Here is a 13,558-nt window from a genome sequence, read left to right on the forward strand (position 1 = left end):
CGAACCGAGCCGTGATCCAGCCCGCACCGCCGGGAGGATCACGTCTCCGGCCGTGACACGGGTTATCGGGGCGGGGGGTGGAGGTTTTGGAAGTGGGTCAGGTGGTGTTGGTAGAGGGTCAGGTCGCTTTGGAGGCCTTCGCGGGTGAAGCGTTCGGGTTCGTCGTGGCGGGTCGTGGCGCCCTCTTCGGTCCAGAAGGCGTCTTCGGGGATCGCGTCCGCGTCGTCGGGGAGGAACTTGGCCGCCTCGGCGACGGCGTCCACGGCGTAGGACCAGTTGGCGAGGACTTCCTGGTAGCGGGCACGGTCCGTGGGGTTCTGGGCGTACAGGGTGGCCTCGTGCAGGGCTCGGTGGGCGTAGCCCGCGCCCGCGAGCTGCCACTGGCCCGGGTCGATGATCTCTGAGCGACCTGGACCGAAGCGTGCTTCGCCGTGGCGGGCGGCGAACTCGGTCTCGTAGGGGATCACGATGATGATCCGATGCCGAGGGCCGGTGCCGGGGCCGTCGAACAGCAATGTCCAGGCCGTCCGTCCCTCGGTCAGGGTCGTGCACCGCTCGTAGTCGATCACCCGGCTCCGCGCGCGCGGGTGGGCGTCTCCGAACGCGCCGAGCTCCTGGATCCCTTCGCCCGCATCCCCGGCGCCCCTGAACGTGTCGACTTCTTGGACGCCCTCGCCCGCCTCCGCGACCTTCTGGACCCCCTTGGCTCCCTCCTCGACCTCTTCGACCTGCTCGGCGTCCCTGCACCTGTCGGGCTCTCGAACCTCGTCGGACTCTCCTCTCACCAGGTGCTTGTTCGGTTCGTCGGTGGTGGGGGCCGGTTCGTGTGTGGGGGGTTCGGTGTTGTTCGTGGGGTTCAGGTCGTCGGCGGCGATGACGAGGCTGATGTACAGGTACGCCTCGGCTAGCGTTCGCGCGTGCAGGATGGGAACTTCGGTGCTCGTCACGGCCGCCCCCTGATCGCTGTTTGTATCGCCGAAAGCGTGCCCGTTTCGCCCGGCCTGCTGGAGGCGTGTCCGAGGCGCTGTGCGGCGCCGTCACGCGTCCGGCCACGTCCGCACGCCGTGGCCGCTTCGATCGCCGCGCGGTTCATTCGACCGTCGCGGCCTCTTTCGACCATATCCGGCGCGAGGGTGGCGTCCCGGCAAGTCGAGGGGTGTGTCTACGGGTGCCGGAACCTCGCCGGCCCGCGCATCGGAACCGCTCCCGGCCGCCCAGTCGAACCGATCAAGAGGCGCGTCAGCGGTCGCCGTACATGTCTGTGAAGTGCTGGAGGTTCTCCCCGTAGAAGGCGATGTCGTCATCCAGTCGGGAACGGGTGAAACGTCCGGGATCCTCCTCGTGGACGGCCGTGCCCATGCCGGTCCAGAACGCCGTCTCCGGCACTGTGTCCGCCGCGTCCGCGCCGGCCGGCAGGAACTTCGCCGCCTCGGCGAGGGCGTCACGGGCGAACTCCCAGTTCAGGACCACCTCGTGGTAACGCTCGTCATCCTCTGGGGTGTCGGCGAAGGACAGGTCGGCGGCGAGGGCCCGCTGGGCGTACTCGTCGGCGACCAGCCGCCACTGCCCCGCGTCGACCAGCTCGGACGGACCCGGCCCGAAGCGCAGGCGGTCGCGGCGTGCCTCCGCCTCCGTCCGGTAGGGGACGACAACGTCGATGAGGTGGCGCGGGCCGGTCGCGGGCCCGTCGAACCGCAGCGTCCAGGCGTCGGCGCCCTCGGTCAGCGTCGTCCACGGGCGCGCCGACAGCCCTGGCTCGCCGGTGGTGTCGAGCCCGTCCTCGTCGCCGCCCGCGGCCAGCGTGAGGTCGATGTAGAGGTACGCCTCCACGAGCGTTCTCGCACGCAGCATCGACGCCGGCCCCTTCCAGCGGCCCAACGAAACCCGGGTGTACCCGGGCAGGCCCGGGTACACATCACCCTAGCGGTAACCGTGAGCCTTGGCGGAGGATGGCCGGGGATCTAGAACAGATCTAGAACTCCCCGCTGACCTGCGAAAACGGCTTGTTGTAAGGGCAGTTCGCCGCAAGCTCTCAGCCGCGCGGTTGAGGATCAACCTGGTAGTGCTGGAGGAGCTCGGGTGTGAGCACTGCGCAAGGGCGCGGCCGTCCCCTCGATTGCTACGCCTTCAGTGTGCGCATCGAGCAGGCAACACCGGCGGCCACTGAGGCGATCACCTCCTGTCCTCGCAAGTTAGGGAGGACGCCCTCCATCAGGAGAAGTGGCGCCTGACTTCGCCCGCGAACCGGGAGGTGCCTGTCCGTTCCAGTGCAGCGACCAGGCCTGCCACGGTCCTGGGGTTGCGCTTGTAGCCCTCTGCCTGATCTCGCAACGTTCGCAGTACTATCCGGGGGGCCAAGTCAAGCAGCCAGAGCAGGAAGGCGTCCGGCGTGAGCAACTCGATGTCGTATGGCTCACGCGAGGACTCCGGGAAGTCCTTGACGTTGAAAGTCACCAGCGTGTCGGCGCCAGCGCACACGGCTGCGGCCAGGACATGGCGGTCCTTGTGGTCGCAGGTCATCGTGGCGATGAGGGGCTCGTAGCCGACTATCTCTGCGTCATCGAAGGCGGTCCGCATTTCGGTGACGAGCCGCTGCACGATCTGAACGGGAATACCTGCGCGAATCAGATTGCGGTCCAGTTCATCGAGGATGCCCGCTGACCACAGCGGTCGGAACAACCCCGCCTCAGCCAGTCGTAGCAGCGTGTCGCGCAGGTAGGCCGGATACAAGACGCACGTGTCGAGCACAACGCTGAAAGTCATCGTGCGCTCTGAGTCACCGAGTCTTGTGTGGCTCGGCTGTGACCTCGTACAGGTCGGCCTCTTCGGAGATCTCTACGAGCCGATCGAGGGAAGAGCGCTGTTGGTGCTGACGTCGCTCTTGATAAAGAAGAACATCACGGAGCAGGACTCGGCGGTGCCGTCCGGGCTGCTCGAATGGAATCTCTCCGCGTTCCAGCAGTCGCACAACCGTCGGACGGCTGACTCCCAGCAGGTCGGCGACTTCCTGGGTGGTAAGGGTCTGGTGATGGGGCGCGATCGTGACCGCCTGCCCGGAGGCCATTGCCAGCACCGCCAGTCGCAGCACCTCGAAGACTTCATCAGGGAGGACGATGCGCTGCCCGCCCGCTTCGACCAGTTCGACATGTCCGCTCAACGGCCTCCGCACCGCCTCGACCAGTTGGTCCAGGGGCGTGCCCGGAGGAAGCACCGTGCGCTCAGCAAGTTCGGCCGTCATCATCCCCCCTCTCCGTCAGTCCCACCATAACAAAAATCGAACGAAACGAACACGGTGGTAGAGGGCCCCTGATCGACGAGCTGTGTCCGGCTGACTCCAGCTTCGTCCTTCCAGCACCCTCACCTCATCGCCAACTCAACGCGCCGCGAGGAGGTCGCGGTAGGTGTCGCGGATCACGAGTAGGCGGTCGAGCTGGAAGCGGCCGGGGTCGGTGGCGCGCAGCACGAATCCTCGTTCGGACCAGAAGGCGTGCTCGGGGACCTCGGACTCGCCGGGCGGGATGAACTTCACCACTTCCTCCACCGCCGCCATCGCGATGGCGAGGGCGCGCCGGGCCGCGGCGGGGTCGTCCTCGGGGACGTCGCCCGCGGTCAGGTCGGCGACCCACAGCCACTCGCCGGCGTCCAGCAACTGTGACGGCTCGGGGCCGCCGAAGGAGGGGAACGTGATCGGCGCGGTGTCGCGTTCGGGGACGCCGAACAGGAACTCGCGCCGCGCGCCGCAGCCCTCGCACACCCCGGCGTAGCCGGCGGCCGGCTCGCCGCCGAACTCGGCCAGCGTGGACTCCCACGCCGTGTCGACCGAGCCGCAGTCCTCGCAGGGGTTCAGGTCCAGGAACAGGTGCGCCTCGTCCCTGGTCCTCGCCACCGAGAATGCCATGACGCTCCTCCGCCGCCGATCTTCCGCCGAACCGTCCGCCGCACGCGCCGGCGCTCATCCGTCCGGGCCGCTCCCTCGCGCCCGCCGCGCCTGTCGTGCCCGCGGGCTCATGGGCCGCCCGCGCCGCTCTGGTAGGTGACGCCGGGCCCCGGCATGGGGGTGTGGCGGCCGACGTCGTGGGTCGTCGGCCACGGGGCGCCGGGCGTGCCGGTTGTGCCCGGCGTGCCGCCCTGCGTGCCCGATGTGCCGGGCGTTCCCGCCGCGTCGGGCGTGGTCGCGAGCATGGCGGAGATGTCGCGTTGCGGCATGCTGAGGTCGGCCGCGCCCACCGCCACCTGGGTGATCGTGACGACCTTGCCCACGCGCTCGCCGCCTCCGGCGTCATGGGTGACCAGCTCGATCACGGCGTCCCAGTCCACGCGCGTCGTCACCGTGGCGCCGTCGCCGACGAACATCCTGGTCTCCTCCATACGGACGCCGTCGCCCGTGCTCATCGTGTCCGCGGCCTGCACGCCGTAGGCGTAGTCGGTGCCGACGGCCCCGTCCCCGGCGGCGTTGACGTCCGGCCCGACGTCCCAGCCGACCGGCAGCGGGCGGCCGACACCGTTGGACCTCGACCGCATGTCCTGGTGCCGCTTGGCCACGCCGAACTCGACGCCCTCCCGTCCGGACACGATGACGGTGGCCTGCGTCGGCCGGGCCCGCAGGCGGACGCGCACCTCCCGCCCAGGATGTCCGGGTACGGTGAGCCGCGCGGCCTCGTCTCCGGTGGCGGTCGCCAGGCGTTTGAACTTGGACATCAGGCTCATGGGCGCGAACTGCTGCTCAAGGGCGACGTCCCGGGCGCGCATCCCGTTCTCTCCCAGCAGGCCGTCGCCGGCGAGCGCCGTCCGTACCCGGTCCAGCAGGTCGCCGGTGTCCAGGACCTCCACCACGTAGTCGGCGGGCAGGGTGAGCACCCCGGGGTCGGGCACGGCGAGCGCCGCCGGGGCCACGCCCGCGGGCCCGACCATCCCGGTCGACACGAGCCGCTCGGCCTCGCCCTCGAACACCAGCGTGGGGGCGCGCCCGGCGGGAACCAGGCCGGGCAGGTGGTTCACCGCCTTCTCGGCCACGCTGTCGAACGCGTCGGACCACTCCATGTCGACGGTCAGCCGGAACGGCATACGGACCGTGTGCCCGCCGGAGAAGGTCGCCATGCGGGACAGATCGGTCCGCTGGTCGCTTGCCGACACCCCGTGCTCCTGGGCGCGGTCGGTCCCGATGCCGCCGTTGAGCGCCCCGAGGTCCGGCCCGCCCGTGGCCTCGCCCCCGAGGGAGACGGCGCCCGTCCCGCTGGGGGAGGCCGACCATTCCTCCTGCTCGTAGTCGTAGATTTGGGTGATCACGTCCTTGTACGGCGTGTGTCCGGCCCACCGGGGAGGTCCGGTGAAGTCCCACCTCATCCGCACGGTGAGCCGCTGGGTGAGCTCCGGGCCGACGCGCACGGGGAAGGAGAGCACGAGCCCCTGCGGCCCGTACAGGTTGGGGGCGTTGGCCAGCCAGCGGTCCAGGCCGAAGATCGCCGACAGGCTGGAGCGCAGCACCGGATCGCGGCTCATGATCCCCGGCGTCCGTTCCTCGGCGGAGCGCAGCATCTCGTCCAGCAGTTCCACCCGCTCGCCGTTCATGGTGAGCGCGACGTGCTCGAACGCGGTCTGGCCCTGGCCCCGGAGGTAGTGGTCGGGCAGGGACACCTCCGGCTCCAGGTTCGCCAGGCTCCGTGCGCCGCTCAGCGCCTTGGCCAGCCGGTGGCGCGACCCCGAGCCGGTGTTCGCGGCCACGGCCGGGTCGCCGAGCAGCGGGCCGAGCGCGTGCAGCAGACGCCGGCGGGTGTGATCCTTGGACAGTTCGGGGACGCCGCCGGACCGCTGCGCCTGGTGCAGGTCGGCGAGGTAGCGGCGGACCAGCGGGATCGCGGTGCGCCGGTCGAGCGTCAGGTCGCCGCCCAGGAACCGTTCGACCGCGTCGGCCACGGCCGTCAGCGGCAGCGGCCGCGCGCCGTCGGCGTACAGCTTGAGGGCGCGCCGCTCGGCCTGACGGTAAAGGATCGCGCCGTCGACCTCCACCCGGATCGGCTCGCCCGCCTCCTGGAAGGTGATCTCGAAGCGGACGGGCGCGGCGTGCGCCAGGTCGATGCCGAGGTCGATGGCCAGCGTCTCAACGCCCCAGATCGACATCTTGGTGTTCGAGCGGTTCACGGACCTGGACCCGGCGACGCCCGGGGTGACGGACGCCTTCGGCGCGCTCGCCTGGTGCGTCCCGGCCCCGGCCGACGCCCCGGCGCCGAAGCCGCGGGTCGCGCCGGTCGCCGTGCCGTAGCTGCCCATCCCGAACAGGATGTCGCCGGTGACCAGCTCCGCGCGGCCGACGAGCGTCGAGGGTCCGACGACGGCGCGGATCGTCACGGGCGAGTGCAGCGCCCCCGGACCCTGCGGGTGCACCGGAAGCTGGACGCCGTACTCGGAGAACAGCAGTTCGCTGTGCGCGAGCAGGTTCTCGGTGCTGAGCAGGGCCGCCACGTGGAGGAACGCGTCGGTGCCCGGCCGCATCGAGTACGGCAGGCGCGGCAGCACGGCGCGCAGCATCGGCCCGGTGTCCAGGTGCAGGAGGCCGCCCCGGCGCACCTCCTCCAGGGACGTCGGGTGCGCCGCCGCCGGGTCGTACGCCATGCCCAGCGCGGGGTCCGCCGGGGGCAGCAGGTCCACCGGCCAGCCCAGGCGCGCCCACACCTGGACGTCCTCGACGAACGGATCCAGACGGCCGTCCGGGTGGATCACGAAGACCTGGGCGGTGTGCGGGACGTCTTCGGCGGCGGGCGCGTTCGCCCCCTCGCCGAGTTTGACGTTGTTGGTGGTGTTCCCGGCCTTGCCCGTGGCGGCGGCGTCGCGGCCGGTGTTCACCCCGGCGCCGCCGCCGGTCACCATCTCGCCCTGCCCGTGGACGTCCGCGTCCACCGACACCCTGACCACGTCCCGGGCCCGGGAGGCCGTCTCGCCGCTGGTCGTCCCGGCGGTGTCGGAGCCGATCTGGAGGTTCACCACCGCGTCCATCGGCGCGACGCCGCTGAAGTCCATGCGGTCCAGGCGCTGGTCCAGTTGCACCAGCAGCGTGAGGTACTCGACCGACCGGTTGAGCCCGGCGTGCACGAGCGGTAGCACGACGCCGTTCTGCACGGCGGTGTTGTACCCGGACTCCAGGCGCTCGGCGGTGAGCTGCTCGTCGATGATCCTCTTGTTGAGCTCCTGGGCGGCGTGCTTCACGGGGTCGAGCGACCACACCGGGTCGCCGGCGGCGTTCAGCGGCGGCAGGTAATCGTCCTCCATCTCGCGTAGCCGCTTCTCCAGCGCCCGCTTCAGCTCGGGGACGCCACGCATGTCCTGGACCAGCGCGGGCCCGGCTCCCCGCAGCCGCCCGGGGCCCTCGCCCGCCCACACCGGCGGTCGCGGCAGCCGCCCGGGCGGAGGGCCAGGGACGACCTGGTCGCGCAGCACGTGCGAGCCGTCGTCGTTCAGCTCCGGCGCGCCGGACGGCCCGTGGACGACCGCCCGCGCGTCCACCGGCCACCCGGACCGGTACGCGTGCCACACCGGCGTCCTGAGCAGGGCGGTCACCTCGCCGGGGACGACGGCCGGCGCGCCCGCGCGTCCCAGCGTGACCGGGCGGACCCGGACCTCCACCTCGAACTCCGCGACGTACGGCGCGCCGTACTTGGCCCGCTGCACGCTCACGTTGTAGGTCGCCGTGGTCGCCGAGGACGTCTCCGAGTGCGACCGGGACCGCCCGTAGCTGTGCGTGATCTTCGGGGTCAGTTCGTCGTCCAGGACGGGCAGGTCCTCGGTGGGCAGGGCCTTGGCGCCGACGGTCGCGGTCGTGCCGTGCGAGCGCCCGGACGCCTGGGTGACCGACACCCCGTTCGACTCGATGCGCAGCAGCTCCTGGAAGTGCGTCCCGCTGGCGACGCCGAACGGGGTCACGGCCGGCTCGGGCGTGCCGTTCGTGCCTGGCCGCGCCTTGAGCCGGGCGACGACCTGCACCTCGGCCACGGGCTTCGTCCCGTCGGTCACGACCCGCCACGGCAGCCCGCCGAGGGCCGTCGCCTCCCCGAGCCGGGCGGGGAACACCTGGGTCAGTATCTGGCGGATCTCGCCGCGCGCCACGCTCCCGACCGGCGCGCTGCCCCCGAGGGCGCCGGCGGTCCGCTCCACCAGATCGTTCACGCCGTCCATGGTGAGGACGACGTGCCGGGGGAGCCCTGGGCGCGGCGCCACCGAGGGGGGCAGCCGGACGACGTCCTCCGGGCCGGGCACCGCGTAGGAGTGCGACAGCGCCAGCCGCAGCCGCGCCGGATCGTCCGCCGCGCCGGTCACCCGCTCGGCCCGAGCGCCCTTCGCCGTGCGGACCTCGGCCTCCCATTCCGCCGCCGCCTCGAACACCGGCGACTCGCCGCGGTTGTCGTCCACGCCGCCCCCGAGCGCGCGCTGGTACGACGAGGCGCTCGTCGACTCCTCGCGTCCGAACCTGTGACCCACCCCGGCCACGGCGTGGGCCGCGGCCACCTTGATCGCCGTCCCGGCCGCGGTGTCCGGCAGCATGGCCACGGCCATCTTGATCAGGCGCATGTAGTTCGGCTCGTAGGTCTGCCCGAGGCGGTGGCCCGCCCTGTGCGCGAACGACGCGCCGCCCTGCGGCAGCCGTCCGCGGATGAACTCGCTCGGACGCGCGCCCGGGTCCAGGATCTCCAGCAGCTCGCTCAGGTGAAGCTTGACGCGCACCTCGCCGGGGCGGTCGCGGCCCACGCGCATGGTGTGGCCGTCCGCGGAGGCCACCTGGGCGAACTCCGCGAACAGGCGGCTCTCCAGCGCGGAGGCGGTGAACTCGTGGTCGACCCCGGCCCGCCGCATCATGTCGTTGAGCGTGCGGGCCAGCGCCGCCACGTGCGGCAGCGTGCCGAACGGATGCCCGGCCGCCAGCGCGGTCACGGACGGCAGCGCGGCCTCCAGCGCCGCGTCGTACGCCGTCCGCGCCGTCGTAGCCAGGTCCGCGTACTGCTCGGCCTCCTGGCGCGACCAGGCGATCTCGCGGGGGTCCTGGGCGGCCTCCATCGCCTCCAGGGCGAGCGCGACGTCCTCGTAGGCGAGCCGCGCCTGGCGGGCCGCTTCCGCCGCGTTCTGGTAGGCCTCGGCCATGCGCAGGTTCCTGCTCTCGTCGTCCGCCGCGACGTCGGCGTCGGCGTGGGCCCTGCGCAGGCGTTCGGGCGCGGACAGGTCCTTGGCCTTCTGCGCCTTTTCTGCGGCCTTGTTCGCCTTGTCGGCCGCGTCCGCGGCCTTGATCGCCGCTTCCAGCTTCGCGGCCGAACGGACGGTCAGTGCGTCCGCGGCGTCCGCCATCGTCCTGGTGAGCTCGCGTGCCCGGGCGAGCTCGGGGGAGGCGGGCACCGTGGCGAGCCATGGCAGGGACGGCGGCACGTGCCCGCGCCGCTCGATGTCCCGCGCGGTCGCCTCGGCCTCGCGCCGGTAGTAGCGCCGCCCCTCGGGGGTGCGCGCCGCATTCCATTTGCGGACGAGGTGGGCGATCTCATTCCGGCGCGATGTCACGCATTCGTCCCGGCCCTCGGCACGCCGACCACCCGGCGCGGGCTGCCGTCCGCCCGGTACGGGCTGCTGGGCGCCTGCGGTCGGCACGGATCCGCCAGAGGTCGGCTGCTGCCCGCCCGCGCTTGGTACGTGTCCGCCTGTGCCTGCTGCGTGCCCGCCCGTGCTTGGTACGTGTCCGCCTGTGCCTGCTGCGTGCCCGCCCGTGCTTGGTACGTGTCCGCCTGCGCCCGGCAGGTGGCTGCGGATGATCCCCTGGGCGCTACCGGCGTCGATCGCCGCGCGTCGTCGCAGCGCGTCGCTTGTCTCGTGCAGGAGCACGCGGGCGAGCTGATCGGGGTGGACGCCGGGGGCGATGCGCACCCTCATCGGGTCGTCCGCGTCCCCGCTTCTCACCTTCGTGCGGGCGACCCGGCGCGGGCCGCTCAGCGCGCCGAGCGGCCGCGGCACCCGGCCCACCTCGACGGAGAAGTGGTACACGCGGCGGCTCGTCGTCTCCACCCAGTAGCGGGAGCCGTCCGGCAGCGCGCCGAGCCGCCGTACGGCCGTGCCGTGCGCGAAGTCACCGGGCCGCAGGTCGGCGATGGCGGCGGGGACCTCGCGCACATCCAGCTTCGGCATCCCCGCCGGGCGCGCGTCCGGCCGGAAATCGGAGTCCCCGAGCTCCTCGGCCGTCACCGTCCCCGCCCGCGCGTGCCGCCTCCCGACATTCGGCCGCCGCCCAGAAGAGCCGGCCCCCCGGTGCCCGGACCGAGATGCGGCGTTCGCGACGGGTCCGGGGTGGGGTGAGCCGTTCGCGTGGGATGTGGGGGCGGGCGGGGCTCCGTCAGGGGAGCGGGTGGCCGCGTCGGGGGCTGGGTCGCCGTTGAGCGCCGCGACGATGGAACCGGGCACCGGTCCCGGCGATCGAGGTGCGGCCTGTGCGTGGCCGTTCTGGTGTGTGGTCTGGTGTGCGGTGGTCTGCTGCGGGACAGGTCCCGGTGCCTGGACGCTCTGGGGCGCCTGCGAGCCGACCGGAGCCGTGAACAGGGACGGCGCCTGCGAGGTGGCGGGGGCCGGGGACTGGGACGTGGTCGGTGGCTGCGAGGTGTTCGGTGTCTGTGGAGCGATCGGAAGGTGGGACGGAGACGTGCCGGCGGGCAGGCCGGGGTTCGCCGTTGCCTGGGGGGTGCCCTGGTACGGTACGGCGTTCGTGGACGGCGGAGTGGGTGGCGCGGCCGAGTGATGTGACGGGCCGTGCGGCGGTGGCGCGGTCGGCTGGGATGTGCCCGGCGGCACGGCCTGCGGCGTGCCGTTCGGCGATGCCGTCGCCAGGGGTGCGGCCTGGGAGGTGCTGTGCGGCGCGGTCTGGGTCGTATGGGCATCAGTGCCGGTGGTGGAGCCTGCCGTGCCCTGGGGTGCTCCCGTCTGCGTGCTCGTGCCGTGCTGCGGGACGGTGCCTGCTGTGCCGTGCGGCATTCCCATCTGGGTGTTCGTGCCGTGCTGGGTGGCTCCAGCACTGTGAGGCAGTCCGCTTTGGGTATTCGTGGCGTGCTGCGGGACGGTGTCTCCCGCGCGGGGCGGCATTCCCGTCTGGGTGTTCGTGGCGTGCTGGGTGGTGGGGCTTGCCGCGCCTTGGGGTGCTCCCGTCTGGGGGTTTGTGCCGTGTTGGGGGACGGTGCCGGCTGTGGCCTGCGGTACTCCCGTCTGAGGGGTGAAGGCGTGAGGTGGGGTGGTGGCGGTGGTGGGTGCGGGCGGCGGGACGCCAAGGCCGGCGGGGTTGCGGGGTCCTGGGGCCTCACCCGGGTCGGTGCCGGGTGGGGTGGAGGCCGTGTGGGTGCCGGGCGGGGTGGTCGTTGTATTGGCGAGGTGGGAGAGGTCGGTCAGGGCGCTCGCGGTGGTGGCGTCGTGCAGGGCCCCGCCCGGGTTGAGGACGGCGGCGGGGACCGAGGGGTTGAACGGGCTGATCGTGTTCGTCCGCCCCGCGCCGCCCATCGCCGCGCCGAGCAGCGACTCGCCGTCCGGCAGGGAGAACTGCCCGTACACCAGGCCGTTGGCGAGGATGCTGCCCCCGGGTGAGGCGGCCATGTTGTTCAGCCCGGTCTGCACCGCCCGTCCGGGAAAGCGGGCGAAGGCGGCGGCCACCCCGGGGGCGTCCCCGCCGGCCGCGTTCAGCGTGCGCAGCAGCGGGATCCGGTCGCTGTACCGGTTCAGCGGCCCTGCGATCTTGGTCCCGATGATCGCGCCGCCGCCCGCGCCGACGGCTGAGGCCGAGGTCTTGCTCCAGTCCCAGCTCGTCCGCGAGCCGCGGTCCATCTGCTCTTTCTGGGTGTAGGCGTCGATGAAGACCTCTTCGCCGATCTCCTCGATCAGCTCCCGCCCCAGGTGGCTGGCGAGCACGGTACGCGCGAGGCCGGCCCTGACGGCGGTGGCGCTCGCCAGCCGGGTCGTCACCGCCGTGCCGAAGTCGCGCCCGGCGACGGAGGCCAGCCGCTGCAGGATGCGGGCGATGGCCGCGCGGGCGGACGCGGCGATGGGCCCGACCGCGGACGTGGTGGCGCCCGCGGTGAAGAACGCGCTGACCAGCGCGATGAACGCGGCCGTGACGGCCACCCAGAACGCCACGTTGATGGAGATCTTGGAGTACTGGGTCTCGCGGGCGAAGTTGTCGGCCTGCATGGCCTTGGTGAGGTTCTTGATCCCGAGCCCGGGAACCCCGGTGTCGTGGGTGAAGAGCCGCGCGGCCTGGTCCAGGTAGAGCGGGGTCGCGGGCACGTCCCACCCGGCCAGCACGGTCCGCGCCGCGTTGACGCCCGGCGTCGACGCCCCGTACAGCCCGGCTCCGAGCGCCTGGTGTTCCTTGGCCAGTTCCCACAGCAGGGTCTCGCTCGCCTCGGGCCAGCTCTGCCCGGAGACGATCAGCGAGATCAGCAGGTCGACCCATCCGGGCAGGCTCTCGCCCCAGGCGGGGGTGACGTCGCTGGTGGAGGTTCCGCCGCCGACGATCCCGCTCTGGCCCGGCGGGGTGTTGGGGTTGACGTTGACCGTGGGGTCGACGTTCGTACCGCTGGCCACGTCCCCCCGTTCCACTCGTCGCAGCCCGCCCGCCCGGGCCTGCGCCCGGGTGGTCCGGCTGTGGTGCGTTCGATCTCCGCGTCCGGGTGCCGGCGGGCCGGGGCGGTCTTCGCGGCGCCGGCCGTCAGATGCTCCGGGTGGCGTCCGCCTGGCTCTGGTCGGTGTGCCGGGTGGTCGTGACGGCCGTGCGGACGTTCGTCCCCAGGGTGTCGATGTCCTTCATGATCCGGTCCCCGTCCCGGATCATGGCGTCGGTGCCGCCGTCCTTGGTGTACGCCTGCAGGAACGCGGTCCCGGCGGTGTCGCGGCCCCACGGGGCCGCCTCGACCAGTCGCTGGAGCCGTTCGGTGCCGGACTTCCAGAGGCTCGTGACGCCGGTCGCCGCGGTGTCCCACTGCGTCAGCCCGAGGTGCGCCGTCTGGGCGTGGATGTCCACGTGCGGACCCTGGCCCGCGTACTGGGAGGTCTGAACGTTGTCGGCCATTTCACTTCTTCCCGAGCATCCGCGCGGCCATGTCGTCCAGGGCGCGCTGGAGGTCTCCGTCGAGGTGCGCCCGCATCTGGTCGGCGGGGATCAGCGGCTCGAACACCTCGACCACCCGGGCCCGCGCCTTGGCGGCGGCCCGGTGGACGGTCTCGGTGATGGAGTCGGCCAGCCGACGCGAGTCGGGCCGCCGGTAGACGCGCGGGTCGATGTCGAGCCGGACGAGGTCGCCGCGAGCGCCGACGGTGGCCGAGATCAGCCCGTCGTCCGACTTCTCGGTGACCTGGACGGCCCGGGCCTTCTCGTGCAGCGCGGGCGCCTCCTCCTGAAGCCGCAGGAACGAGGCGCGCAGTTCGTCGGCGTAGGCGCGCATCTCGGCACTGACCGCGTCGTCCACCCCGTCCGCAGGCTCCATTCACACCTCCCCGAGCACCTGTCCTGGCCGATACAGCGCTTAACGGCGCAGTAATCGTGGACTAACTTCTGGGA

At 72.3% G+C, this 13,558-nt stretch carries 8 protein-coding genes; all 8 read right to left on the reverse strand.

What is annotated here, in order from left to right; genetic code table 11:
- Positions 1–62 precede the first annotated feature (62 nt).
- Positions 63–947, reverse strand: coding sequence for a hypothetical protein (locus AB0H21_RS18600; protein ID WP_358517706.1), 885 nt, complete (start codon positions 945–947; stop codon positions 63–65).
- Positions 948–1,239: 292 nt separating this feature from the next.
- Complete coding sequence (locus AB0H21_RS18605) at positions 1,240–1,851, reverse strand: hypothetical protein (RefSeq protein ID WP_358517707.1); 612 nt, start codon at positions 1,849–1,851, stop codon at positions 1,240–1,242.
- 360 nt (positions 1,852–2,211) lie between these two features.
- Positions 2,212–2,763 carry a PIN domain-containing protein gene (locus tag AB0H21_RS18610; protein ID WP_358517709.1) on the reverse strand — a complete coding sequence of 184 codons (552 nt, stop codon included), beginning with the start codon at positions 2,761–2,763 and terminating at the stop codon, positions 2,212–2,214.
- A gap of 13 nt (positions 2,764–2,776) precedes the next feature.
- Positions 2,777–3,241: a helix-turn-helix domain-containing protein gene (locus AB0H21_RS18615; RefSeq protein WP_358517711.1), complete on the reverse strand. Its 465-nt coding sequence runs from the start codon at positions 3,239–3,241 to the stop codon at positions 2,777–2,779.
- A gap of 132 nt (positions 3,242–3,373) precedes the next feature.
- A complete protein-coding gene (locus AB0H21_RS18620) occupies positions 3,374–3,898 on the reverse strand; it encodes a hypothetical protein (RefSeq protein ID WP_358517713.1) in 525 nt (174 codons plus the stop codon).
- Positions 3,899–4,005: 107 nt separating this feature from the next.
- Positions 4,006–12,585 (reverse strand): hypothetical protein, encoded by an 8,580-nt coding sequence (locus tag AB0H21_RS18625; RefSeq protein WP_358517714.1) that lies wholly within the window; start codon positions 12,583–12,585, stop codon positions 4,006–4,008.
- A gap of 124 nt (positions 12,586–12,709) precedes the next feature.
- Positions 12,710–13,069, reverse strand: coding sequence for a hypothetical protein (locus AB0H21_RS18630; protein WP_358517716.1), 360 nt, complete (start codon positions 13,067–13,069; stop codon positions 12,710–12,712).
- Between the two features lies 1 nt (position 13,070).
- Positions 13,071–13,484 (reverse strand): YbaB/EbfC family nucleoid-associated protein, encoded by a 414-nt coding sequence (locus tag AB0H21_RS18635; RefSeq protein WP_358517718.1) that lies wholly within the window; start codon positions 13,482–13,484, stop codon positions 13,071–13,073.
- Between the last annotated feature and the right edge of the window lie 74 nt (positions 13,485–13,558).

This window comes from Sphaerisporangium sp. NPDC051011 (assembly GCF_040653595.1).
Taxonomy (GTDB): domain Bacteria; phylum Actinomycetota; class Actinomycetes; order Streptosporangiales; family Streptosporangiaceae; genus Sphaerisporangium.